Origin of the sequence: Streptomyces sp. CA-142005 (assembly GCF_050942335.1) — a bacterium.
Taxonomy (GTDB): domain Bacteria; phylum Actinomycetota; class Actinomycetes; order Streptomycetales; family Streptomycetaceae; genus Streptomyces.
Map to the genome: position 1 here is coordinate 6,082,686 of NZ_CP192078.1, position 23,472 is coordinate 6,106,157.

General features: G+C 71.6%; 21 protein-coding genes. 14 read left to right on the forward strand and 7 right to left on the reverse strand.

The window, feature by feature from the left end; genetic code table 11:
• Window positions 1–46 precede the first annotated feature (46 nt).
• From ACQPXS_RS28515 to ACQPXS_RS28530, 4 genes are all read left to right on the forward strand, one after another.
• Entirely contained in the window at window positions 47–973 is a 927-nt protein-coding gene (locus ACQPXS_RS28515) for a L,D-transpeptidase family protein (RefSeq protein ID WP_433452085.1), read from the forward strand.
• A 170-nt stretch (window positions 974–1,143) separates the two neighbouring features.
• Window positions 1,144–1,746 carry an RNA polymerase sigma factor gene (locus ACQPXS_RS28520; protein WP_433452086.1) on the forward strand — a complete coding sequence of 201 codons (603 nt, stop codon included), beginning with the start codon at window positions 1,144–1,146 and terminating at the stop codon, window positions 1,744–1,746.
• Between the two features lie 370 nt (window positions 1,747–2,116).
• Entirely contained in the window at window positions 2,117–2,779 is a 663-nt protein-coding gene (locus tag ACQPXS_RS28525) for an RNA polymerase sigma factor (RefSeq protein ID WP_351801917.1), read from the forward strand.
• Window positions 2,779–3,879, forward strand: a complete 1,101-nt coding sequence (locus tag ACQPXS_RS28530; RefSeq protein ID WP_433452088.1) for a hypothetical protein — start codon at window positions 2,779–2,781, stop codon at window positions 3,877–3,879. Before ACQPXS_RS28525 ends, ACQPXS_RS28530 begins: the two co-directional genes overlap by 1 nt.
• A gap of 253 nt (window positions 3,880–4,132) precedes the next feature.
• Here the strand turns inward: ACQPXS_RS28530 and ACQPXS_RS28535 are convergent, their stop codons facing one another.
• Window positions 4,133–4,999, reverse strand: coding sequence for a L,D-transpeptidase family protein (locus tag ACQPXS_RS28535; protein WP_433452089.1), 867 nt, complete (start codon window positions 4,997–4,999; stop codon window positions 4,133–4,135).
• Window positions 5,000–5,080: 81 nt separating this feature from the next.
• Between ACQPXS_RS28535 and ACQPXS_RS28540 the strand changes: the two genes are divergently transcribed.
• The 3 genes from ACQPXS_RS28540 (at window position 5,081) to leuE (ending at window position 8,036) form a co-directional block, all read left to right on the forward strand.
• The gene (locus ACQPXS_RS28540) at window positions 5,081–6,661 is read left to right on the forward strand and encodes an acyl-CoA mutase large subunit family protein (protein ID WP_433452090.1); all 1,581 of its coding nucleotides are present in this window, start codon (window positions 5,081–5,083) and stop codon (window positions 6,659–6,661) included.
• An 81-nt stretch (window positions 6,662–6,742) separates the two neighbouring features.
• Window positions 6,743–7,336 carry a Uma2 family endonuclease gene (locus tag ACQPXS_RS28545; protein ID WP_433452091.1) on the forward strand — a complete coding sequence of 198 codons (594 nt, stop codon included), beginning with the start codon at window positions 6,743–6,745 and terminating at the stop codon, window positions 7,334–7,336.
• Between the two features lie 46 nt (window positions 7,337–7,382).
• On the forward strand, window positions 7,383–8,036 hold the full coding sequence (leuE, locus tag ACQPXS_RS28550) for a leucine efflux protein LeuE (protein ID WP_433452092.1): 654 nt from the start codon (window positions 7,383–7,385) through the stop codon (window positions 8,034–8,036).
• Window positions 8,037–8,060: 24 nt separating this feature from the next.
• On the opposite strand, the gene ACQPXS_RS28555 is transcribed toward leuE, so the two are convergent.
• Complete coding sequence (locus ACQPXS_RS28555) at window positions 8,061–9,443, reverse strand: FAD-dependent monooxygenase (RefSeq protein WP_433452093.1); 1,383 nt, start codon at window positions 9,441–9,443, stop codon at window positions 8,061–8,063.
• Window positions 9,444–9,514: 71 nt separating this feature from the next.
• On the opposite strand from ACQPXS_RS28555, the gene ACQPXS_RS28560 reads away from it, so the two are divergent.
• Window positions 9,515–10,165 (forward strand): TetR/AcrR family transcriptional regulator C-terminal domain-containing protein, encoded by a 651-nt coding sequence (locus ACQPXS_RS28560; RefSeq protein ID WP_433452095.1) that lies wholly within the window; start codon window positions 9,515–9,517, stop codon window positions 10,163–10,165.
• Window positions 10,166–10,169: 4 nt separating this feature from the next.
• Here ACQPXS_RS28560 and ACQPXS_RS28565 read toward each other — a convergent pair whose 3' ends face one another.
• From ACQPXS_RS28565 to ACQPXS_RS28580, 4 genes are all read right to left on the reverse strand, one after another.
• Window positions 10,170–11,114 carry a class I SAM-dependent methyltransferase gene (locus ACQPXS_RS28565; protein ID WP_433452097.1) on the reverse strand — a complete coding sequence of 315 codons (945 nt, stop codon included), beginning with the start codon at window positions 11,112–11,114 and terminating at the stop codon, window positions 10,170–10,172.
• Between the two features lie 104 nt (window positions 11,115–11,218).
• Entirely contained in the window at window positions 11,219–12,361 is a 1,143-nt protein-coding gene (locus tag ACQPXS_RS28570; protein WP_433452098.1) for an acyltransferase family protein, read from the reverse strand.
• A gap of 132 nt (window positions 12,362–12,493) precedes the next feature.
• A complete protein-coding gene (locus ACQPXS_RS28575; protein WP_433452099.1) occupies window positions 12,494–13,828 on the reverse strand; it encodes an alpha-2,8-polysialyltransferase family protein in 1,335 nt (444 codons plus the stop codon).
• Window positions 13,825–14,799, reverse strand: a complete 975-nt coding sequence (locus ACQPXS_RS28580; RefSeq protein WP_351798743.1) for a glycosyltransferase family 2 protein — start codon at window positions 14,797–14,799, stop codon at window positions 13,825–13,827. The genes ACQPXS_RS28575 and ACQPXS_RS28580 overlap by 4 nt, the downstream gene beginning before the upstream one ends.
• Before the next feature lie 198 nt (window positions 14,800–14,997).
• Here ACQPXS_RS28580 and ACQPXS_RS28585 point away from each other — a divergent pair, with 198 nt between their 5' ends.
• Genes ACQPXS_RS28585 through ACQPXS_RS28600 form a run of 4 tightly spaced genes read left to right on the forward strand, consistent with a single transcriptional unit; the run spans window position 14,998 to window position 19,733 of the window.
• Entirely contained in the window at window positions 14,998–16,320 is a 1,323-nt protein-coding gene (locus ACQPXS_RS28585; protein ID WP_433452101.1) for a DUF6716 putative glycosyltransferase, read from the forward strand.
• Window positions 16,321–16,337: 17 nt separating this feature from the next.
• Window positions 16,338–17,567, forward strand: a complete 1,230-nt coding sequence (locus ACQPXS_RS28590; RefSeq protein ID WP_356301868.1) for an N-acylneuraminate cytidylyltransferase — start codon at window positions 16,338–16,340, stop codon at window positions 17,565–17,567.
• A gap of 13 nt (window positions 17,568–17,580) precedes the next feature.
• Window positions 17,581–18,519, forward strand: a complete 939-nt coding sequence (locus ACQPXS_RS28595) for an N-acetylneuraminate synthase family protein (RefSeq protein WP_365321753.1) — start codon at window positions 17,581–17,583, stop codon at window positions 18,517–18,519.
• A 44-nt stretch (window positions 18,520–18,563) separates the two neighbouring features.
• Window positions 18,564–19,733: a hypothetical protein gene (locus tag ACQPXS_RS28600; RefSeq protein WP_366486247.1), complete on the forward strand. Its 1,170-nt coding sequence runs from the start codon at window positions 18,564–18,566 to the stop codon at window positions 19,731–19,733.
• 179 nt (window positions 19,734–19,912) lie between these two features.
• On the opposite strand, the gene ACQPXS_RS28605 is transcribed toward ACQPXS_RS28600, so the two are convergent.
• Window positions 19,913–20,578 (reverse strand): class I SAM-dependent DNA methyltransferase, encoded by a 666-nt coding sequence (locus ACQPXS_RS28605; RefSeq protein ID WP_433452102.1) that lies wholly within the window; start codon window positions 20,576–20,578, stop codon window positions 19,913–19,915.
• A 234-nt stretch (window positions 20,579–20,812) separates the two neighbouring features.
• On the opposite strand from ACQPXS_RS28605, the gene ACQPXS_RS28610 reads away from it, so the two are divergent.
• Window positions 20,813–22,048 (forward strand): amidohydrolase, encoded by a 1,236-nt coding sequence (locus tag ACQPXS_RS28610; protein WP_433452104.1) that lies wholly within the window; start codon window positions 20,813–20,815, stop codon window positions 22,046–22,048.
• A gap of 299 nt (window positions 22,049–22,347) precedes the next feature.
• Window positions 22,348–23,403: a BMP family lipoprotein gene (locus tag ACQPXS_RS28615; protein WP_433452106.1), complete on the forward strand. Its 1,056-nt coding sequence runs from the start codon at window positions 22,348–22,350 to the stop codon at window positions 23,401–23,403.
• Window positions 23,404–23,472: the final 69 nt, after the last annotated feature.

Consider the following 23,472-nt stretch of genomic DNA (forward strand, 5'->3'; position numbering starts at 1 on the left):
CCGTGGTCCCGCATGCCTCCGTTCCCGCCCATCGAAGGGTCTCTTCGTGCTGCCCTCTTCGCGCTCCCGTGCCCGTACCTGCTCCGCCGCGCTGGCCGTTGCCGGTGTCCTGCTGCTGTCGGCCTGTGGACAGGGGGAAGGCGGCGGCGGAGGAGGGGCGGGGGCCGGCGACGCGGCCGAGAGTGTCGCCGTCGAGTCCTCGCCGGCCTCCGAGGCGTCCTCCGCCGCCGCCTCGCCCTCGCCCTCCAAGTCCGCCTCCGCCTCCGCATCCGCTTCCCCCTCGGCGAAGGCCAAGCCCAGTGCCTCGGCCGCGTCCAGCGGCTCGTCGGCCGCCGGCGGCACGAGCCCGAGCTCCGGCGCCCCCGCCGCCGTCAGCACGCCCCACTTCCCCGTCCCCGCCACCCCCGGCGACGCCACCCAGCTCATCACCGTGAAGGCCAGCGGCTCGTACGCCACGGTCACCGCCTGGGCCAAGGGGTCCTCGGGGTGGAAGGCGCAGTTCAGCACGACCGCCGGGCGCGTCGGGTCCAACGGGGTCGTGGACGGGTCGACCCGGCGGCAGGGCACGTACACCACCCCCACCGGGACCTACACCATCACCCAGGGCTTCGGCGTCGAGGCGGGCGGCACGAGCATGCCGTACACGCAGGTGAACTCGACGCACTGGTGGGACGAGGACCCGGAGTCGAAGCACTACAACTCGATGCAGACCGCGGCGAACGCCGACTTCCCGCTCACCGAGAGCGGCGACCGGGGCAGCGAGCACCTCGTCGACCATCCTGTGCAGTACGCCAAGGCGCTCGTCATCGACTTCAACCGGTGGCCCGCCGTGCCCGGCCGCGGTGCCGGGATCTTCCTGCACGTCAACGGGCAGGGCGCGACCGCCGGTTGTGTGTCCGTGCCGCGCGCCACGATGGACCGGATCATGGGGTGGATACGGCCCGGCGCGCACCCGCGCATCGCCATCGGCTGACAGCGCCGCCGCCGCGTGGGCGACCCGCGGGACGGCCGACGGCTGTGACACATCTGTGAGCCTCGGCGCTGATCACCGTGGGACATGGCCACCGGGGCCGTGTCCCACGACGCGGATTCGCCGCGAGCGCGGGCACGGGTCCCGCCGCCGGGTACGGACGAGGACGGTTCTTGGGCCAGGGAGGGGAGCCCCGGCGCCCGCAGCCGCGGGACGGGGAGCTGGGTGCGGCCGTGGCGCGGGCCCAGGACGGCGACGAGACCGCCTTCGCGGTGGCCTACCGGATCGTGCAGCCCGCACTGCTCGGCTATCTGCGGGGCCTGGTCGGCGAGGACGCCGAGGACGTGGCGTCCGAGGCCTGGCTGGAGATCGCCCGCGACCTGCGCCGGTTCAAGGGCGACGGCGCCGGCTTCCGCGGCTGGACCGCGACCATCGCCCGGCACCGCGCCCTGGACCATCTGCGCCGCCGGCGGGTACGGCCCCAGGCCGCGCCGCTGGAACAGGACGCGCTGGAGCTGCCCGGCCGGCTCGACACCCACGACCAGGCCCTGGAGTCGCTGTCCACCGCACGGGCGCTGGAGCTGGTGCACAGCCTGCCGCGCGACCAGGCCGAGGCCGTGCTGCTCCGGGTGGTCGTCGGCCTCGACGGCCCGGCCGCCGCACGCGTCCTCGGCAAGCGCCCCGGCGCCGTCCGCACGGCCGCGCACCGCGGCCTGAAACGCCTCGCCCGGCAGCTGGGCGGCCAGGACCCGGCGGACGAGAAGTGGCAACGGTAGCGATTCGCCTGTGAAGGGGTGGACTGCCACCAGCCGTAACAACGACGTAAATGGCGGCAATTCGGTCCGTAAGGTTCCCGGGGAGAAGTAATCCTCGTCACCCGGGCGTCCCGCGAAAGGCAACGGCCGGGGCCGCCACCCCCCACAGGAGAGGCCCCGGCCGTCGCGCGGTCGGGCCGCGTGCGGCCCGTACCTTCTACAGCGCCGTGCGTGCTGTTTCTGTCACACCCGGCCACCGCCGATCCTCACCCTGCGCACATCCGCACCCGGTCACGAGTTAGTTGCATCTTCTACGGACATGGACGGGGAGCGGTTTGACGCCGTAACGTGCCTTTCGCGCCGACCGGGAACCAGGCGTAAAGGGAGTGCGGTGCTGGGGGACGACGCGGAGCTGACCGCCGCGGTGCGTGCGGCACAGGACGGAGACGAGACCGCGTTCCGTACGGTGTACCGCGCCGTGCATCCACGGCTGCTCGGATACGTACGCACGCTGGTCGCCGATCCGGACGCCGAGGACGTGACGTCCGAGGCCTGGCTGCAGATCGCCCGCGACCTCGACCGGTTCAGCGGAGACGCCGACCGCTTCCGCGGCTGGGCCGCCCGAATAGCCCGCAACCGCGCCCTGGACCACATACGCATGCGCGGCCGCCGCCCCGCCATAGGCGGCGACGAGACGGAACTGACCGGCCGGGCCGCCGAGTCCGACACGGCCGGCGAGGCCATCGAGGCCCTGACCACCGACAGCACCCTCTCCCTCATCGCGCGGCTGCCGCAGGACCAGGCCGAGGCGGTCGTCCTGCGCGTCGTCGTCGGTCTCGACGCCAAGAGCGCCGCCGAGACCCTCGGCAAACGCGCCGGTGCGGTGCGCACCGCGGCACACCGCGGCCTGAAGCGGCTCGCGGAACTGCTCGGCGACGATCCGGAATCGGCGGGCGTGCTCGACGCTCTCCCGCCCCAGCGAGAACCGCGTGGTCGCGCGGTGTCGTCCGCAACTGTGACGGATACGCGTGCGCGGACGCAGAAGGACATGTGATGGCCGACGAGCAGTACAAGTGGCTGGACCGTGAGACGGCGGAACGCCTGCTGCGCGGTGAGTCGCTGGAAGCCGTCGACGCCTCAGCCCGTGACCAGGCCGAACGCCTCTCCCGGGCGCTCGGCGCACTGTCCGCGCAGACGGCCCGCGCCACCGCTGAACTTCCCGGCGAAGAGGCCGCCCTGGCCGCGTTCCGCAAGGCCCGCGCGGCCGCCGGCACCGAACGCACCGCCGCCGGCCGCGCCGGCGGCACCTCCGGCCTGCCCGTGCCCGGCGCCGACGCGGGCCTGGTCCGCATCGGCGCCCCGGGCCGTACCGGAATCCCGCTGCGCCGCCCCCGCTGGGCCCGCCCGGTGCGGCTGGCGCTGGCCGCGGTGATGGCCGTGGGCACGGTCGGCGGGGTCGCCATGGCCGCCGGGACCGGGATGCTGGGCACGCCGTTCGGGCCCGAGCGCCCCGGGCCCGCCACCTCCGTCTCCGCCGGGCCGAGCTCCGGAGCGCCGCTAGCCTCGGTCCCGCAGGGCACCCCCGGTGCGACCACGGGGCCCGGCACGCCGGGCGGCAGCGCGGGCGCGAGCCGCGGCGGGGCCTCCGGCGAGGCCGTGGCACCGGACGACCGCACCGGCAAGACCACCGCTCCGGGCACCGGCGAGCCCTCCGGCACGCCCGGCTCCCGCTGGAAGGAAGCGACCTCGGCCTGCCGGGACATCCGGGACGGCAAGGAGCTGTCCGCGAGCCGCCGGCGCGCCCTGGAGAACCTGGCGGGCGGCAGCGCCCGGGTGAGCCGGTACTGCAAGGTCGTCCTGGCCGGCACCGACCCGGGCGACGGCGCGACGAGCGGCGGCAAGGCCGACGACAAGGGCAACAAGGGCAAGGGCAGCGGGAACAGCCAGGGCGGCGACGAGGAAGGCAATCCCGGCCGGGGCGGCGACGGCCACCACGGCGAGGGCGGTCATTCCGGCAAGGGCGACGGCGGCGGCAAGGGCCGGCACGGCGACGAAGCCGCGCCCGCTCCCACGGCCTTCGCTCCGGCCCGCCCCGCCCGGACGACCGGCACCACCCTGGGCCCGACGCCGAGCCCGACGTACAGCTCGCTCTGATCCGGCAGGCTTCGGCAGGCTCCGGCAGTGCCGCTCTGACGCCTCTCCAACCCATCTGACCTGTGAATTCGTGGGCCGCGAAAAATTCTTCGCGCGGGGTGTGACGTTTTCGGAGCCCGGGACGCAGTACTGAGTGAGCCGACTGGTCATCGGCCGTCGCACTGAGCCGGGGTTCCCCCCGTACCCACGGCTCGTGCACCTGGCGCGGGCGGGACACGTTCCCCCGGTCCCGCCCGCGCCCCGCAATCCCTCCTCACCAGTGGACGACGACCTTGTCGCCCACCCGCACCTGAGCGAACAACTGCTGGATCGCCGCCTCGTCCCGGACGTTCACGCACCCGTGCGAGGCTCCCGCGTACCCGCGCGCCGCGAAGTCGTACGAGTAGTGCACGGCCTGGCCGCCGCTGAAGAACATCGCGTACGGCATCGGCGAGTGGTAGAGCGTCGACACCCAGTCCCGCGCCTTCCAGTAGACGTGGAACACACCCTCCCGGGTCGGCGTGTACTGCGCCCCGAACCGCACCGACGTCGTCGAGAGCGTCCGCCCGTCGACCATCCAGCGCAGCGTCCGTGTCGTCTTGTCGATGCACAGCACGCGTCCGGTCGTACAGCGCGGGTCGGGCGCGCCGGCCGGCTGACCGCCCATCAGGAACAGCTCCCACGTGCCCGGTGCGTGGGTCATCCGGACCAGCCGCTGCCAGGTGACGGTGTCCGTCCGCCCGGTCCGCGGCAGCCCGCGCTTTCCCTGGAAGCCCCGCACGGCCCGCTCGGTCAGATCGTCGTACGAGCCCGTCGGTCCGTCGAACAGCCAGTCCAGCTGACGCAGCCGGGCCTGCAGCTCCCGTACGCCCGCCCCGCTGTCGCCGCGCGCGTACAGCACCCGGGGAGGGGGCGCGGCCGGCTGCTCCGTTCGGGTGGGATGTGCCGGGCCATTTGTGGGGGTCCGGCCTGGGGTCCGTCCCTGCGCCTGTCCCGGGGTCTGTCCCTGAGTCCGTGCCCGGGCCGGGGCCGGCGCCCGGGCTTTGCCGTCGGCGTCCGTGGGCTGGACGGTGCAGCCGCAGAGGGCGGCGAGGGCGGCGGCGGAGGCGAGCAGAGCGGCGGGTCTTCCCGAGATCCTCATGCAGGAGATGCTTCCCAGCGTGACCGCCGCCGAACGACGGGGCATGGTGAGGGGGTGACAGGACGCACCCCGGAGGCATCCATGACACATGAGTCGGAGTCGGGACTGCCCATCGAGCCGGTCTACCGGCCGCAGGACCTACAGGGCTGGGACCCGGACGGGAAACTGGGCGAACCGGGCACGTACCCCTTCACCCGCGGGGTCTACCCGACCATGTACACCGGCCGCCCCTGGACCATGCGCCAGTACGCCGGCTTCGGCACCGCAGCCGAATCGAACGCCCGCTACCGGCAGCTGATCGCCCACGGCACCACGGGCCTGTCGGTCGCCTTCGACCTGCCCACCCAGATGGGCCACGACTCCGACGCGCCCCTCGCGCACGGCGAGGTCGGCAGGGTGGGCGTGGCGATCGACTCGATCGAGGACATGCGGCTGCTGTTCGACGGCATCCCCCTGGACCAGGTGTCGACCTCGATGACGATCAACGCCCCGGCCGCCCTCCTGCTGCTCCTCTACCAGCTGGTGGCGGAGGAGCAGGGGGCGCGCGCCGACCGGCTGACGGGCACGATCCAGAACGACGTGCTGAAGGAGTACATCGCGCGGGGGACGTACATCTTCCCGCCCAAGCCCTCCCTGCGCCTGACCGCGGACATCTTCAAGTACTGCACCGCCGAGATCCCGAAGTGGAACACGATCTCGATCTCCGGCTACCACATGGCCGAGGCCGGGGCGTCACCCGTCCAGGAGATCGCCTTCACCCTGGCGGACGGCATCGAGTACGTCCGTACGGCGGTCGCGGCCGGTATGTCCGTCGACGACTTCGCGCCCCGCCTGTCCTTCTTCTTCGTGGCCCGTACGACGCTGCTGGAGGAGGTCGCCAAGTTCCGTGCCGCGCGCAGGATCTGGGCCAGGGTGATGCGGGAGGAGTTCGGCGCGCGGAATCCGAAGTCCCTGATGCTCCGCTTCCACACCCAGACGGCGGGCGTCCAGCTGACGGCCCAGCAGCCGGAGGTGAACCTGGTCCGGGTCGCCGTCCAGGCCCTGGCCGCGGTGCTGGGCGGCACCCAGTCCCTGCACACCAACTCCTTCGACGAGGCGATCGCCCTGCCGACCGACAAGTCCGCCCGTCTGGCCCTGCGCACCCAGCAGGTGCTGGCGCACGAGACGGACGTGACGGCGACGGTGGATCCGTTCGCGGGGTCGTACGCGATGGAGCGGATGACGGACGACGTCGAGGAGGCGGCCGTCGATCTGATGCGGAGGGTGGAGGACCTGGGCGGGGCGGTCGCGGCGATCGAGCGGGGCTTCCAGAAGGCGGAGATCGAGCGGAACGCGTACCGGATCGCCCAGGAGACGGACTCCGGCGACAGGGTGGTCGTCGGAGTCAACCGCTTCCAGCTGGACGAGGAGGAGCCGTACGAGCCCCTGCGCGTCGACCCGGCCATCGAGGCCCGCCAGGCCGAACGCCTGGAGAAGCTCCGGGCCGAGCGGGACCAGCGGGCGGTGGACACGGCACTGGACGCGTTGCGGAAGGCGGCGCAGGGGGAGGACAACGTGCTGCACCCGATGAAGGAGGCGCTGCGGAGCCGGGCGACGCTGGGGGAGGTGTGCAACGCGCTGCGCGGGGTCTGGGGGGCGTACGAGCCGTCGGAGGTGTTCTGAGCAGGACGGTTCCCTCTCATGAGTGATCTAGGGCGGACATCGCACATGTCCGGCTACGCTCGTGAAGAGTGAGCCCCCGAAATGGAGGATGCCGTGGCTGTACTGCAACACGGGCTGACGTTGGGCGAGGCCGCCGACCTGCTCTCCCGTGCACTGCCTGGGCACCGCGTGGAGATTCTCCAGGGGAGGCTCACTGTGACACCGCCGCCGGACGGCTCGCATGCGCTGTCGTTGTCTTGGCTGGTCGTGGAATTCCATGCGGCCGGGGCACGGGAGGCTGGGCTCAGGTACGTCCAGGGCGTTGGACTCTGGCTGCCCACCCTGCCCGAGGACTTCGCCATCCCTGACTTCTCTGTCGTCGATGAGGACTTCCGCGATGCTCACGTCACCAAGAACTACTACGCTCCGAACGTCTTCCGCATGGTCGTCGAAGTGACGTCGTCGAACTGGTCCGACGACCTCGGTCCCAAGGTCGAGTGCTACGCCCAGGCCGGCATCCCGGCTTACCTCATCGCCGACCGCAAACACGGCGAGGTCCTCCTCTACACCGACCCTGCCGACGGCACATACCCCGACCCCGTCCGCTACAAGCGAGGTCAGTCCGTCCCCGTCCCCGAATCCGTCGGTGTCACCCTCGACCTGTCCGTCGACACCCTCCTCGACGGCGACGACTGACCCACCCCGGACCCGGCTGTCGTACCCCCGTGCGACACTCCTTTTCATGTTCGGCGTCATCGACCTTCCCACCTATCTGGCAGGACTCGTCCTGATCGTCCTGCTGCCCGGGCCCAACTCCCTCTACGTCCTCTCCGTGGCCGCCCGGCGCGGCGTGCGGGCCGGTTACACCGCGGCCGCCGGCGTGTGGTGCGGCGACACCGTGCTGATGACGCTCTCCGCCGCCGGAGTCGCCTCCCTGCTCAAGGCCAACGCCGTGCTGTTCGGGATCGTGAAGTACGCCGGTGCCGGATATCTGAGCTGGCTGGCGATCGGCATGCTGCGGGCCGCCTGGCAGATGTGGCGCACCCGGAGAGAGCAGGTGGCCATGGCGGAGGAGAGCCCGTCCGGCACCGGGTACGAGCGGCCCTTCCGGCGCGCGCTCGTCGTCAGTCTCTTCAACCCCAAGGCGATCCTGTTCTTCGTCGCCTTCTTCGTGCAGTTCGTCGACCCGGACTACGCCTACCCGGGCCTGTCCTTCGTCGTCCTCGGCACCTTCGCCCAGCTGGCGAGCTTCCTCTACCTCAGCGCGCTGATATTCAGCGGCACGCGTCTGGCTGCCGCGTTCCGGCGCCGCAAGCGGCTGTCGGCGACGGCCACTTCGATGGCGGGCGCGCTGTTCCTCGGGTTCGCGGTGAAGCTGTCGCTGGCCAGCGCCTGAGCCATCGTCGGCGGGTGGCGGCCGTCACCCCGCCGCGAAGGCGCCCGTCCGTGCCGCGTACGCGTCCAGGCCCTTGGTCGTCCCGCCCGCCCAGCCCACATGGCCGTCCGGGCGGACGAGGAAGACCCCCGGGCCGTACGACTCCGGCGCCGTGGGGAACGCGCGCACGCCGGTGACCGGGGCCTGTGCGCCCAGCAGTGTCCAGTGCGGGCCCCGGAACGCGTCGAAGAGGCGGACCCCGGACACCGTGCCGTCGGGGGCGCGGTCGCCCGCCCGGACCCCGGTCGGGTCCTCCCGCGTCTCCACGCTCAGGGACGACTCCCGGTAGCCCAGCCCCAGTTGCACCGTCGCCTTTCCGCGTCGCACCTCGCCGCGGTGCACCCCGGTCGACAGGTCCAGCATGGCCGCCGCGTTCGCCCGGCGCTCCTCCTCGTAGGTGTCCAGCAACGCCTCCGGCGCCCCGCCGCGCAGGACCGCGCCCAGCTTCCAGCCCAGGTTGTAGGCGTCCTGGACGCTGGTGTTCAGGCCCTGGCCGCCGGCCGGTGAGTGGATGTGGGCCGCGTCGCCCGCGAGGAAGACGCGGCCCACCCGGAAGCGGTCCGCGAGGGCGGCGCGGGGGCGGAAGTCGGAGGACCAGCGCAGGTCCGTGACGTCCTCGGCGGACAGGTGCGTGTACGCGGCCACCAGCTTGCGGATGCCGTCGAGGGTCGGGTCGGGTGCGGTGCCCTCCCGAAGGCGGGCCTGCAGCTGGAAGTCCTCCGTGCCGGCCAGCGGGCACAGGCCGAGGGCGGTGCCGTCGTCCCTGGGGAAGGTGTGCCAGGAGTCCCGGTCGAGGCCCGTCAGCCGTACGTCCGCCACCAGGAACGGTGCCGGGTCTACCGTCTCCCCGGTCATGCCGACCCCCACCGCGCGCCGGACCACCGAGCGTCCGCCGTCGGCCGCGACGACGTACCCCGCGCGGGCGGTCGTACCGTCGGCGAACCGCACGGTCACGCCCTCGGCGTCCTGCTCCAGGCCGGTCACCTCGCGCCCGAAGCCGACCCGGCCCCCCTGCTGCACCAGCCGCGCCTGGAGGATCTCCTGCGTCCGCCACTGGGCGACCATCCACGGCTCGGCGTACGGCGTGCCCTCGTCCGCCTCGATGTTCTCGAACATCGGCCGCTCGCCGACCCGCTCGCCGTCCTTCCAGATCATCCGCGTCGGGTAGGGGCCGCCCGCCGCACGGATCGCGTCCAGTACCCCCAGGTCGTCGAAGACCTCCAGGGTGCGCGGCTGGAGCCCCTTGCCGCGCGAGCCGGGGAACAGTCCCTCCGCCCGCTCGACGACCAGCGCGTCCACGCCCCGGCGGGCCAGGTCGATGCCGAGAGTCAGGCCGGTGGGACCCGCGCCCACGATCAGGACATCCATCACAAATCTCCTTAACGTCGTTAAGTGCCGTCGCCCACGAGGGTGCCCTTAACGCTGTTAAGGTGTCAAGTGTGAGCCCCGAGAAACGCGCCCCCCTGGACCGCCGACGCGTCGCCGACACCGCCCTGCGGCTGCTGAACGAGGTCGGCCTGGACGGCCTGACCCTGCGCGCCATCGCCCAGGAACTGGACGTCAAGGCACCCGCGCTGTACTGGCACTTCAAGGACAAGCAGGCGCTGCTGGACGAGATGGCCACGGAGATGTACCGGCGGATGGCCGCCGGCACCGCGCTCGATCCCGCCGACAGCTGGCAGGAGCGGCTGCTCAGGGCGAACCGCGGGCTGCGGGCCGCGTTGCTCGGCTACCGCGACGGCGCCCGGGTGTTCAGTGGCTCACGCTTCACGGGCACGGAGCACGCCCCCGCGCAGGAGTCGAACCTGCGGCTGCTGACGGAAGCCGGCTTCACCCTCGCCCAGGCCGTCCACGCGGGCCGTACGGCCAACGCGTACACCGTCGGCTTCGTCATCGAGGAACAGGGGGTGCAGCCCCTCCCGGGCGAGCGCCGGGAGGGGTACGACGTCGAGGAACGCGCCCGGCGCCTGGCCGAGTACCCGCTCGCCGCCGAGGCCGGGAAGCTGCTCTTCGCCGGGTACGACGAGCAGTTCGAGGAGGGACTGGCGCTCGTGATCGCGGGTATCGGGGCGCGGTACGGGATCGGCTGACCGATCAGCCGACCGGCCGGCGCCTGGCCGCGCGCGCGTTGCGGATCGCCCGTGTGACCACCGGCGGCAGCAGGTCCACGGCGACCCGGCGGACCCGGCTCGCGCTCCGGCGGGGAGCGGGCCGGACCGGTGCGGGAGCGGGCGCCGCTGCCGGGGTCCGCTGCGGAGCCGGCTGCGGCTGCTCCGCCTTCGCGTGCTTGGAGGGCGGGAACTCCGGCGCCCGCATGCCCTTGGACTTCAGCCGGACGATCCGGTGCCCGGCGGCCTCCTGGACGCTCAGGTGGCAGTCGGACCGCTGCCGCACCATGGCCAGCAGCTCCTCCTGGATCGGCTCCGGGTCGCCCCAGGTGCCGTAGAGCTTCTGGGTGCTCAGGCAGATGGGGCGCAGGCCGCGGTTGAGCACGGCCTCCCAGGTGGCGATGGAGACTCCGGGGGTGTGCTCGGAGCGGAAGTCGTCCAGGACGACGATCCCGTCCGGGAGCAGCAGGTCGTGGGCGGCTCCTATGTCGCCGTGCACATGCTCGTACAGGTGGGAGGCGTCGATGTGCACGAACCGGCAGGAGCGCGGCTCGACCTCGCCGGGCACGACCGAGCTGGGCCCCTGCAGCACGCGGGGGAGCTCGTCGTGGAAGGAGAGGTAGTTGTCCTCGAACACGCGCCGGGTCAGGGCGCTGTAGGACTTGGTGGACTCGGCCTGGTTGGCGTCGTCCGGGGCGTCGCCCTCGAAGAGGTCGCACACGGTGTAGCGCTCGCCCGGCTGCTGGTGCCGGCCGACGAAGATCGCGCTCTTGCCCATGTAGACCCCGACTTCCAGCAGATCACCCCGCATCTCCGCGGTCTCCTGCCGGCTCAGGAACCAGTCGAAGAGCACCTGGTCGAGCACCGGGAACCAGCCCGGCACGTCGTCCAGACGATGGGGGTGTCGCGTCGTTTCCTGGATGGTGGCCATGCGGGGTGGGCACTCCCTCGGTACGGCGTCTGTGGGATCCCTGCGAAAAGCCTGTGCGGCCTGGGGGTGGCAAGGGCTCTACGGTGCCTGCCCGATGGGCCGGTTCAAAACCCAAGACGAGGTGAACGGCTGCCCAACTTCCGCCCCTTCAGTGCCCGCTTCAGTCGCGGGCCGAACGGCGTCTCCACGAACCGGTGGATCAGCCAGGCCAGCAGCAGCATGGAGACCACCGTCACCCCGAGCGTCGGCCACGCGGGCAGTCCGAGCCCCCGGTGCAGCACCCGGATGACGAACCAGCCGAGGTGCTCGTGGACCAGGTAGAACGGGTACGTCAGCGCGCCGGCCGTGACCAGCCAGGACCAGGAGGCCCGGCGTGTCCAGCCCAGCGCCACCGCGGCGACGGCCGCGAAGGCGACGGTGACGACCAGGACGACGACATAGGGGTCCCGGTGCGGGTGCGGGCCCCACAGACCGCGGGTGGCCTCGCTCTGGGCGAGCAGCCAGGACATCGCGACGATGCCCCACGCGAGCAGGTCGCTGCCGAAACGGTGGATCAGGTACAGCGCCAGACCGCCGATGAAGAACGGGGCGTACTCGGGCATGACCACCTGGTTCAGCAGCTCGTTGCCGGACGAGTGGCACAGCACGGCCGCCAGGGTCCACACGCACGCGAACAGCACCACCCGGCGGTGGGTCACCCCGCGCAGGACGACGAGCAGCGCGAACAGCGCGTAGAAGCGGACCTCGACCCACAGCGTCCAGCACACGCCCAGCACGCGGGTCGCGCCCATCGGCTGCTGGAGCATCGTCAGGTTGACCAGGAACTCGTCCAGACGGACCGGGCGGACGACGGCCGGCAGCGCGAGCGACGCCACCGTGATCAGGACCAGGGCCACCCAGTAGGCGGGGTAGAGGCGCGCGACGCGGGAGCGGAAGAAGTCGCCGAGAGTGCGGCCCCAGCTGCTCATGCAGATGACGAAACCGCTGATGACGAAGAAGAACTGCACACCGAGATTGCCGTAGACGGCGGCGCGGGACAGCGTCGGGAAGAGGTGGCCCGGACTCCCGTGCCAGGACGCGGAGACCGGGCCGCCGCGGCCGGTGTAGTGGTAGACGCAGACCATCAGCGCGGCGACGAGCCGCAGACCGTCCAGGGCGAGCAGACGGCCTCGGGGTCTGGGGGCGGGTGCCGTTCCGGCGGTGGGGGGAGCGGGAACGGCGGCGAGGGTGGGGGTTGAAACAGCCATAGTGTTCGGCGCCTACCCGAACAAACGCTGATCATCTCGGTACTTTGTGTGAAAGTACCTGAAATGAGCGCATAGTTGGGTTGACGTACAGGTGAACGAGGAGGGCGGGCCCGTCGCCGGGCCCGCCCCGCCTCAGCGTCGTACGGAGTTGCGGAGGCTGCGCGCCTTCTTGGCCACGCGGCGGACGGTCGCGTTGCGCGGGATGAACGCGAGCTGGGCGGGCACCCCGCCGGGCAGGGCCAGCGAGGACAGGCGCCGGCGCTTGAAGTAGCGCATGGTCTGCTGGTTCAGGTTCCGCGCCAGCCAGGTCTCGGCCTGCGCGCGCAGCTTCGGGTAGATCTTCGGCTGCATCGCGAAGCCCACCGCGCGGATCAGCGCGCCGAGCGCCTCCACGTCCATGCCGGCGCGCTGCTCGGCCACCGCGGCGCGGTCGCCGAGGTCGGGCAGCAGCGCGTCGGCGATCGTCACCGGGACGCGGTTGCTGTTCTCGTACGGCGTCAGCTGCTCCAGCAGCAGCTCGGTGCCGATGCGGGCCACCGGCAGGCCGTACAGGGCCTGCGCCGTGAGCAGGGCGGTGGAGAAGCAGCCGACGACCAGCGCGGGACGCATCCGCTGGTACAGCACCTCGGCGAGGACCGGGGTGTCGAGCACGGTCAGCTCGACCTTCAGCCGCTCCGCCTCCTGCTCCAGCAGCCGGGTGAAGCGGGCCGGCGCGGACGGGTGCGGCTTGAACACCACCTTGGTGTGCCCGAGCGCGGCCGCGCCCTTCAGCATCCGCACATGCAGGTTCTCCTCCTGCTCGGCGGTGAGGATGTCCAGCGCGGACATGTACTGGCCGAGCAGCAGCGCGGGCTCCTCGATGTCCGGCAACTCCGCGCCCGAGGGAGCGAGTTCGGCGAGGACCTTGATGAAGGCGGACGTCTGCAGCACCTCGCCGGGCACGCCGAACTCGGTCAGCAGCAGCGGCTTCAGGCCCGGCACCAGGTCCAGGTGGAGCACCCGGTCCACGCGGGTGCCGACCAGCGGGTCGATCTTGTTGCGGGTGGGGCCGTAGCTCATCAGGCCGTCGGCGTAGACCGTCACCGGGGCGCCGGTGAAGATCTGCGCGAGCGCCAGGGACGGGTTGACCTGGATCGACTCGACGGCCAGCGCCACGTCGTCGTCGCCCAGCCGCCACTCGTGGCGCAGGAAGCGTTCCCACAGCGGCAGGTCGTCGCCGCGGGGCGCCCAGCCGCCCGGGTGGAAGGGGAAGATGGTCTGGTTGTACGAGATCACCTCGTCGAACCGGTCGCGCAGCTTCTCGAAGCCGGGCGCCTCGTCCAGCGCGGGCGTGGTCTCGGGCGTGGCCGCGTTGTTGCACACCAGCAGGATCCGCCGGTCGGCCGGGGGGAAGCAGCCGGAGTCCAGGGCGGCGGCGAGCGTGGCCGTGCCGTACAGCGTCGAGGCCTGGAAGATCTGGGTGGTCACGCGGCGGCCCCCGCGGCGGGACGGCGGCGCAGCCGGCGCAGCTTGGTGGCGCGCTGGAGGTCCATGGATTCCAGCGCCTCGTCCAGCACGTCCTGCGGCATGCGGCGCAGGGCCGCGGCACTCATGGATTTCAGTTTCTTCGCCACCGCGGGCTCGAACCTTTCGATGGATCCCAGGTGATGGGAAATGATGGCGCAGTAGGTGCGGACGGCCTTCGGCAGCAGCTCGTCGGCGTCCCGGTCCTGGGCGGTTTCCGCGATGACCTGGTCGAACGCGCGAATGAAATCGAGCTGCCGGACATCGCCGATCTGGGTGAGCGAGGAAGCGACTCCGCGCCGGTAGAACACCCCGAGCATGCTGACCGCGGCGAAGGATTCCGCCTCCCGGTGCAGCTTCCAGATCCAGGGGCGGTCCTCGGCCGTGCGCAGTCCGTCGGTGAAGTGCAGCAGCCCCTTGTCCACGAGCCGGCGGTGGTAGGCGCCCGCCCACGCGTACGCGTAGTCGACGGACGTGGACCGGTCGGCGGGCAGGATCGCCTCGCGCGGGTCCATCACCACGTTCCGCCGGCCGACGGGCACCCGGTTCACCGTGCGTGACCGCGCGGTGCACTGCACATGGTCGGTGCGGATGAAGTCGCAGCCCAGCTCCTCCATGGCCGCGACCAGCTGCGGGAAGTAGCCGGGAGCGAGCCAGTCGTCGCCGTCCAGGAAGGTCAGGTACTCGCCGCGAGCCCGGTCGATTCCGGTGTTGCGGGCGGTCGCCAGACCTCCGTTCTGCTCGTGCCGGACGTAGACCGCTCCGGGCAGCTCGCGCTCCGCGCGCGCGAGAATCTCTGGTGTCCCGTCGCGGGAACAGTCGTCGACGAGAATGAATTCGAAGTCCTCACGCGCGTTCGCCTTCAGGCTCCTGAGCGTGTCGGGCGCGTATTGCTGCACGTTGTAGAACGGCACGATGACGGAGAGCTTGACCACGTCAGGGACGTTAGGCGGAAGCCCGTCATTCGTCTTGACCGTCTGCTTGATGCTGGGTGAACGGCACGTGGCGAAGCTGTGAACCAGGCTTTTTTCCTGCCCTCTCGCGGCCTGATTCGCCATTCGGCGATGTGCTGTTAACCGTTTGTTGTATTCGGGTTGGGCGGAACCTCGGAATGGCTTCCTAGCGTCTTCGGCGTGCCAGCAAGTGCTACGAAGTCCCTGCGGGTCGCCGTCCTCGCCGATTCCGACACCCGGTGGAAGTGGGGCGCGCTCACCGCGCAACGCCTCGCTCCCGCGGACGCCGAGATCCGGCTCGACGGCTACCTCCTGCGGGGACGAGCCACCCCGACAGCCCGCCAGCTGCGAGAGGTCGGCGTCCGGGCGGACTCGCTCCGCGAGGTCACCGGCGTCGAGTTCCTGCGTGCGATGGGTGGAGCCGCCGAGGACCCGTACGACGTGCTCATCCTCGCGCTCGTCGGCGGTGGCGTCCAGGCCATGCTGCACGGACTGCGCGCCGCCTGGGCGGGCGCCGGCAAGCGTCCCGTCGTCGTCACCGGGTACGTCGGTGTCGTCTACGAGAAGCTCGCCGACGGCCTGCTGCTGCGGCACGGCGCGGACCTCGTCCTCGCCAACTCCCGGCACGACGCGGACCGGTTCCGGGCCGTGTACGAGGGCGTGGGCGCCGACGCCTCCTCGGTCACCGAGGTCGCGCTGCCCTTCCTCGGCGGGGCGCCGTACACCGGTGAACACGAGCCGTACACCGTCGTCTTCGCGGCCCAGCCGTCCGTCCCGGACAGCCGCAAGGACCGCACGTACCTGCTCCGCCGGCTGATCGAGCACGCCCGCAGGCACCCCGAGCGCGAGGTGCTGCTGAAGCTGCGCTCCAAGCCGGGCGAACACACCACCCACATCGAGGAGCTGCCGTACCAGAAGCTGGCGCAGGGCACGGACCTGCCCGCCAACTTCCGCCTGGTGTACGGCCACATGGGCGAGGTGCTGGACCGCACCGACCTGCTGGTCACGGTCAGCTCCACGGCCGCCCTGGAGGCCCTGCACCGCCGTATCCCCACGGTGATCCTGACCGACCTGGGCGTGCGCGAGGTGCTCGGCAACCACCACTTCACCGGCTCCGGGTGCCTCGCCTCCTGGGACCAGCTCGACGCCGGGCACCGGCCGGTGCCGGACGCGGAGTGGGTGGCCCGGCAGGGAGTCGCCGCCGACGGCTCCTACGCCACGGCCTTCGACACCGCCCGCGAACGCATCGTCAAGCTGCTCGACCGCCCCGGCGGCCTGCCGCCCCTGAACCCCTACTACACCCCCGAGACCGCGCCCGGCTACCTGCCCGGCATCCTCGCCCGGCACCACCTCGGCCCCGACGGCGTCCCGCTGCCCGGCGCGCCCGCCGCCGACAAGGAGCCCGGACCGGTCCGCCAGATCGTGCGCCGCGCCGCGCGTGGCGCCTACCGCCACGGCGTGCAGCGGGTCGCTCCGGTGATCCGCCGGATGGGGGAGCTGTGACCATCCAAGGAGACCCCATGTCCAACCCGGAAGCGGGCCAAGGCGCGACGGTGCGCCGGGTGCTCGCGGTGATCCCCGCGCGCGGCGGCTCCAAGGGCGTGCCCGCGAAGAACCTCGCGCCCGTCGGCGGGGTCCCGCTGGTGGCGCGCGCGGTGCGCGAGTGCCGCGCGACCCGGCTGGTGACCGACGTCGTCGTCTCCACCGACGACCAGGCCATCGCCGCCGCCGCCCGCGAGGCCGGCGCCGAGGTCGTGCTGCGGCCCGCCGCCATCGCCGGGGACACGGCGACCTCCGAGGCCGCGGTCCTGCACGCCATGGACGCCCACGAGGCGCTGCACGGCGCGGCGGTCGACGTGGTCCTGCTCGTGCAGTGCACCAGCCCCTTCATCGTCCGCGAGGACATCGACGGGGTGGCCGGCGCGGTCGTCGAGAACGGCGCGGACACGGCGTTGACCGTGGCCCCGTTCCACGGCTTCGTCTGGCGCGAGGCCGACGCGGAGACCGAGGGCGGGGTGGGCGTCAACCACGACAAGTCCTACCGCCCGCGCCGCCAGGACCGCCCCCAGGACTTCCTGGAGACCGGCGCCGCCTACGCGATGGACGCGGCCGGCTTCCGCAAGCACCAGCACCGCTTCTTCGGCCGTACGGAACTCGTCCGCACCGACCCCGCGCGCGTGCTGGAGATCGACGACCCGCACGACCTCGCCCGGGCCCGCGCCCTGGCGCCCCTCTTCGACGCGGACCGCCCCGGTTCGCTGCCGACCGCCGACGACATCGACGCGGTCGTACTGGACTTCGACGGCACCCAGACCGACGACCGGGTGCTGATCGACTCCGAAGGACGGGAGTTCGTCTCCGTGCACCGCGGCGACGGACTCGGCATCGCGGCCCTCCGCAGGAGCGGCCTGAAGATGCTGATCCTGTCCACGGAACAGAACCCTGTGGTCGCCGCCCGCGCCCGGAAGCTCAAGCTCCCGGTGCTGCACGGCATCGACCGCAAGGACCTCGCCCTCAAGCAGTGGTGCGAGGAGCAGGGCATCGCGCCGGAGCGCGTGCTCTACGTCGGCAACGACGTCAACGACCTGCCGTGCTTCGCCCTCGTCGGCTGGCCCGTGGCGGTCGCGAGCGCCCACGACGTCGTACGCGGCGCCGCACGCGCGGTCACCACCCTGCCCGGCGGTGACGGCGCGATCCGAGAGATCGCCAGCTGGATCCTCGGCCCCTCTCTCGATTCCCTCCCCAAGTAAGGACATCCCCCTGATGAGCACCAACTCCCGTCTGCGTACGTTCGGTTCCCGCGAGGTCGGCCCCGGCAAGCCCGTCTACATCTGCGGCGAGATCGGCATCAACCACAACGGTGAGCTGGAGAACGCCTTCAAGCTGATCGACGTGGCCGCCGAGGCCGGCTGCGACGCGGTCAAGTTCCAGAAGCGCACCCCGGAGATCTGCACCCCGCGCGACCAGTGGGACATCGAGCGCGACACCCCCTGGGGCCGGATGACCTACATCGACTACCGCCACCGCGTGGAGTTCGGTGAGGACGAGTACCGCCAGATCGACGAGTACTGCAAGGAGAAGGGGATCGACTGGTTCGCCTCCCCGTGGGACACCGAGGCCGTCGCCTTCCTGGAGAAGTTCGACCTGCCGGCCCACAAGGTGGCCTCCGCCTCCCTGACCGACGACGAGCTGCTGCGCGCGCTGCGTGCCACCGGCCGCACGGTCATCCTCTCCACGGGCATGTCGACCCCGAAGCAGATCCGCCACGCGGTCGAGGTCCTGGGCAGCGACAACATCCTCATGTGCCACGCCACCTCCACCTACCCGGCGAAGGCCGAGGAGCTGAACCTCCGCGTGATCAACACGCTGGAGAAGGAGTACCCGAACGTCCCGATCGGCTACTCCGGCCACGAGACCGGCCTGCAGACCACGCTGGCCGCCGTCGCCCTCGGCGCCACCTTCGTCGAGCGCCACATCACCCTCGACCGTGCGATGTGGGGCTCCGACCAGGCCGCCTCCGTCGAGCCGCAGGGCCTCACGCGCCTCGTCCGTGACATCCGCACCATCGAGGCCTCCCTCGGCGACGGCGTCAAGAAGGTCTACGACTCCGAGCTCGGCCCGATGAAGAAGCTGCGCCGCGTCACCGGTGTCGTCGCCGAGGCGGAGATCGCGGCCGCGGCCGGCGAGCCGGTCACCGTCTGAGCACTGGCCTCTTGATTCCCTTAGGACGGGACGGTCGTACGCCGATGAGCCCCCGCGCCGGTCACGCCGGCCACCCTCCCCGCACGCTCGCCTTCGTGGAGAGCCCGGTCCAGCTGCTCAACGTGCTGGAGTGGGCGCATCTGCACGGCCTGCGCGGCGCGGAGCCGGACCCGCTGCCGGGGACGGACCCGCTTCCGTCCGTGCCCGCGCAGGTACGGCGGAAGGTGGCCGGCGACCCCCCGCAGACCGGCGCGGAGCTCACGGTCGTCGTCCTGTCCCCGACCGACCCCATGACCCGGGGCCAGCTGCGCCGCATGGCGGACCTGGCCCGGGACGAGGGGTACCGGGTGCGCTGGGAGGAGGCGCGGGGCGGTACGACCGCGCCCTTCTCGACGATCGGCGGCCTGGCGGGCTCGCTCCGCCGGGCCGACCGGATCGTCATGGGCGACCCGTTCTCGCGGTATGTGCAGTTGCTGCTGACGATCACCCGGGCGAAGGACCTGGTCGTGGTCGACGACGGCACGGCGACGATGGAGTTCGTCGCCCAGCTGGCCCGGGGCGAGCGGCTGGTCCGCTGGCACCGCAAGGGCGGCCGCCCGGGCGCCCGCGACCTGCTCTTCGCGCCGGTGTCCTCCTCGGCCCGCCGCCGGCTGACGCCCAGTGCCCGCCGCCGGGTCGAGGTCTTCTCCTCCATGCCGGTGACGGAGACCCCGGACGGGGTGACGGTCACGGCCAACGACTTCTCCTGGACCCGCGCCCGCTTCGGGCCCCCGCGCATCACCAAGGGGGCCGACATGGTGGGGACGTCCCTGGTGGAAACAGGGGTCGTGGACGCCGACGCCTATCTCGCGGCAGTCCGTCACCTGGCCAAGACGCACGGTGCGACGCGCTACTTCGCGCACCGCCGGGAGAGCACGGACAAGCTCCACCGCCTGGCCGTCGAGACCGGCCTGGAGATAGTCCGCCCGGATCTCCCCCTGGAGCTGATCGCCCGCCGGGGCCCGATCGGCCGTACGATACTGAGCTTCCCGTCGACCGTCGTCCACACCCTGCCGCTGGCCCTGGCGGGCACGGGGGTACGGGTCGCGGTCTGCGACATCGACCCCGCCTGGCTCACGGAAAACGCGTCACCGCGAGCACAGGGCTTCCTGTCGGGAGTGACAGGCACGGCCCGCGACGTCCACCGCCTGGCCGCGGTCACGCGGTTGGCGTAGGGGGCGGCGACCTGCTGGGCGGCCGGGGTCGGGCGGATTGCCGGGGCCGGGCGAGCCTCTGGCGGGGATTGGCGGATTCGTTCCGCACGCCTGCCTGTCGCTGTCGGCTGACCTGCTGCTTCGTAGCAGGGGGCTGGTACGAATCCGCCAATCGGGGGCGCGTGAGTCGCCGGGTCGGCTCACGCTTCGGGGGCGGGCTTGCGGGACAGGATGAAGGCCCTTGATCGGGTTTCCTCGCCAGTTGGTTCCCGGTGCACCGTCGCCACCAGTTCCAGGCCGGCCTCCGTCAGGACCGCGGTGAGCTGTTCCGGGGTGCGCCAGTAGTAGTCGAGGTCGATCTCGTGGCCGAAGCGCTCCGGGAGGTGGAGGTGGCCGGGCGCGTCGGCGGTCTGGAAGGCGAGGAGGACGTGGCCGCCGGGCTGGAGGGTGCGGTGGAATTCCGCGCAGGCCCTCGGCAGGTGCGCGTCGGGGACGTGGATCGTCGAGTACAGGGCGAGAATGCCGCCCAGGGTGGCGTCCGGCAGGTCCAGGGACGTCATGGAACCGATGTGGAAGCGCAGCCGGGGGTAGGTGTCGCGGGCCAGCGCCACCATGGCGGGGGAGAGGTCGACACCGAAGGCCGGGACGCCCAGCTCGTCCAGGAGCGCGGTCACATGGCCGGGGCCGCTGCCCAGGTCGGCCACGGGAGCCGTGCCGTGCCTGGTGACCAGCTCGGCGAAGGCCGCGATCACGGTGCGGTCCAGGGGATGCCGGCCGCCGGCGGGGAACTGGGCGGCGTAATCCTTCGCGATCGCGTCGTAGGAGGTGCGGGTCGTCCGCAGGAAGGTCTCGGTGGCGTCCGTCACGGGCCCGGACCCTACCGGCCGGGGGCGCGGGACGGGGTCCGGTTCGTGGACACGGCGCGCGTGAGTGCGCGGAGGCGTGGTATGCGTGGAAGAGGAAACAGAGGTTTTACCCATCCGTGTCCGCCGCCATGCGTCCGCCGGTCAGATTTTCTTCCCCCAAACGGGCTGAACTTTTGTTGATCGAGGGGTAGTTGACCAGCCGGGCGTCCTACCCTTCAGAGGGTGAAGCAATTGATGTCCCTAGAGTCCGAGGCCGGCCTCGCGGGGGATGTGCTCCCCGGCGTGTTGAGCGAAGCCCTGCACGCCGACCTCGTCGCCTTCCGCCGCGACCTGCACATGCACCCTGAGCTGGGCAATCAGGAGTTCCGTACGACCGCCGCGATCAAGGAGCGGCTGGAGCTGGCCGGGCTTCGGCCCCGGGTGCTCGCCAAGGGAACCGGGCTCGTCTGTGACATCGGCCTGACGGAGGGTGAGCGGCCGGCCCTGCCGATGCTGGCCCTGCGCGCGGACATCGACGCCCTGCCCATCCCGGACACGAAGAGTGACTGCCCGTATCGGTCGACCGTGCCCGACCGGGCGCATGCGTGCGGGCACGACGTGCACACGACCGTCGTGCTCGGCGCCGGGCTCGTGCTCGCCGACCTGCACGCCAAGGGCCTGCTGCCCCGTCCGGTGCGGCTACTCTTCCAGCCCGCCGAGGAGGTGCTGCCCGGCGGCGCGCTGGACGCCATCGAGGACGGGGCGCTGAAGGGGGTCGAGCGGATCCTCGCGGTGCACTGCGACCCCCGCGTCGACGCCGGGAAGATCGGGCTGCGGCACGGCGCGATCACGAGCGCCTGCGACCGGCTGGAGATCGCCCTGGACGGGCCCGGCGGGCACACCGCCCGGCCGCATCTGACCACCGACCTCGTCACCGCCGCCGCCCGGGTCGCCGTCGACGTGCCCGCGCTGATCGCCCGCCGCGTCGACACCCGGGCCGGGCTGGCGCTGACCTGGGGGCGGATCGAGTCGGGCCACGCGCCGAACGTGATCCCGCAGCACGCCGAGCTGTCCGGGACCGTGCGCTGCCTGGATCTGGACGCCTGGCGGCAGGCCCCCGACATCGTGCACGCGGCCATCGACGAGGTCGCCACCATGCACCGCGCCAAGTCCGAGATCACCTATGTGCGCGGGGTGCCGCCCGTCGTCAACGACCGGGAGTCGACCGACCTGCTGCGCCGGGCGATGGCGGCGCGCCGCGGGCGCGACTCCGTCGAGAGCACCGAGCAGAGCCTCGGCGGCGAGGACTTCTCCTGGTACCTGGAGCACGTACCGGGCGCCATGGCACGGCTCGGTGTCCGCACGCCCGGCGAGCGCACCGTACGCGATCTTCACCAGGGCGACTTCGACGCCGACGAGTACGCGATCACCGTCGGCGTGGAGATGTTCACGGCGGCGGCCTTCCTGGAGCCGAACGGCGTACAGGGCTGAGCCTCGCGGCCCCCGGGGCGCCTCCGAGACGGGAGCCCGGGGCCCTCTCCCCGGTCGGCGCAACATACTCGTAAGCCATTCGTGCACGCTGGGCAACACCGCCATGAGAGGACGGGGAGAGCGAGTTCAGACGCTGTTTGCCTCGAATCGATAACGGCTTCGCGAGAGGGTTTTTTGCGACATCTACGCGCGTTACGATGCCGCGAAGCCGACGCCGCCGGGGCGTTTCGGCTCGAGCACTGGCATGGTGCTCACATCAAGCGCCGACACGGCGCTCAGGTCAGGTGAAGGAGCCTCCCGTGCGCCGGGTAGCCAAGCTTTCCGCCGCGTGTGCAGCGACCGCGGCACTCGCCCTCACTGCCACTGCCTGTGGCAGCACCTCCTCCGACAACAACGCCTCGCCGTCCTCCTCGGCCGGCGGCAAGGGTGTCAAGATCGGTCTCGCCTTCGACGTCGGCGGCCGCGGTGACCGTTCCTTCAACGACTCCGCCGCGCGTGGTGCCGACAAGGCCAAGAGCGAGTTCGGCGGCGACATCAAGGAACTGACCGCGAAGACCTCGGACACCGAGGCCGACCGTGAGCAGCGCCTGTCGGACCTGGCCGAGGCCGGCTACAACCCGATCATCGGTGTCGGCTTCTCCTACGCCACGTCGATGTCCAAGGTCGCCGCGAAGTACCCGAAGACGAGCTTCGGCATCGTCGACTCGGTCGTGGACGCCAAGAACGTCGACAGCATCACCTTCACCGAGGAGCAGGGCTCCTACCTGGCCGGTGTCGCGGCCGCGCTGAAGTCCAAGGCGCACCACATCGGCTTCATCGGCGGCGTCGACGTCCCGCTGATCAAGAAGTTCGAGGCGGGTTACGTCCAGGGCGCCAAGGCCACCGACCCGAAGATCAAGGTCGACACCCAGTACCTGAGCCACGGCTCGGACTTCTCCGGCTTCGCCAGCCCCGACAAGGGCAAGGAGGCCGCGCAGGGCATGCTGGACAACGGCGCCGACGTGATCTACTCGGCGGCCGGCTCCTCCGGCAACGGTGCCATCGAGGCCATCAGCGGCAAGAAGGGCACCTGGGCCATCGGCGTCGACTCGGACCAGTACAACATCCCCGGTCTGGCCAAGTACAAGAACTCGATCCTGACCTCCATGGTCAAGAACGTCGACGTCGGTGTCTACGACTTCATCAAGTCCGTGCACGACGGCAAGCCGCTGACCGGCGTCAACACCTACTCCCTGGAGAAGGGCGGCGTCTCGCTGGCCACCAGCGGTGGCTTCATCGACGACATCCAGGCCAAGCTGGACGCGGCGAAGAAGCAGATCGTCGACGGCCAGATCAAGGTCAAGACGACCCCGTGACCCGACCGGTACGGCCGGCCCGTCGAACCGACGGTCCGGCCGTACCGTGGAACTTGAGGCTCGGCGCTT

Coding starts and splice junctions, on each gene's coding strand:
- ACQPXS_RS28565 (WP_433452097.1), bottom strand. CDS start 11,114: ATGGCCACCATCCAGGAAACGACGCGACACCCCCATCGTCTGGACGAC.
- ACQPXS_RS28540 (WP_433452090.1), top strand. CDS start 5,081: ATGACACATGAGTCGGAGTCGGGACTGCCCATCGAGCCGGTCTACCGG.
- ACQPXS_RS28570 (WP_433452098.1), bottom strand. CDS start 12,361: ATGGCTGTTTCAACCCCCACCCTCGCCGCCGTTCCCGCTCCCCCCACC.
- leuE (WP_433452092.1), top strand. CDS start 7,383: ATGTTCGGCGTCATCGACCTTCCCACCTATCTGGCAGGACTCGTCCTG.
- ACQPXS_RS28595 (WP_365321753.1), top strand. CDS start 17,581: ATGAGCACCAACTCCCGTCTGCGTACGTTCGGTTCCCGCGAGGTCGGC.
- ACQPXS_RS28545 (WP_433452091.1), top strand. CDS start 6,743: ATGGAGGATGCCGTGGCTGTACTGCAACACGGGCTGACGTTGGGCGAG.
- ACQPXS_RS28535 (WP_433452089.1), bottom strand. CDS start 4,999: ATGAGGATCTCGGGAAGACCCGCCGCTCTGCTCGCCTCCGCCGCCGCC.
- ACQPXS_RS28530 (WP_433452088.1), top strand. CDS start 2,779: ATGGCCGACGAGCAGTACAAGTGGCTGGACCGTGAGACGGCGGAACGC.
- ACQPXS_RS28590 (WP_356301868.1), top strand. CDS start 16,338: ATGTCCAACCCGGAAGCGGGCCAAGGCGCGACGGTGCGCCGGGTGCTC.
- ACQPXS_RS28610 (WP_433452104.1), top strand. CDS start 20,813: ATGTCCCTAGAGTCCGAGGCCGGCCTCGCGGGGGATGTGCTCCCCGGC.
- ACQPXS_RS28600 (WP_366486247.1), top strand. CDS start 18,564: ATGAGCCCCCGCGCCGGTCACGCCGGCCACCCTCCCCGCACGCTCGCC.
- ACQPXS_RS28555 (WP_433452093.1), bottom strand. CDS start 9,443: ATGGATGTCCTGATCGTGGGCGCGGGTCCCACCGGCCTGACTCTCGGC.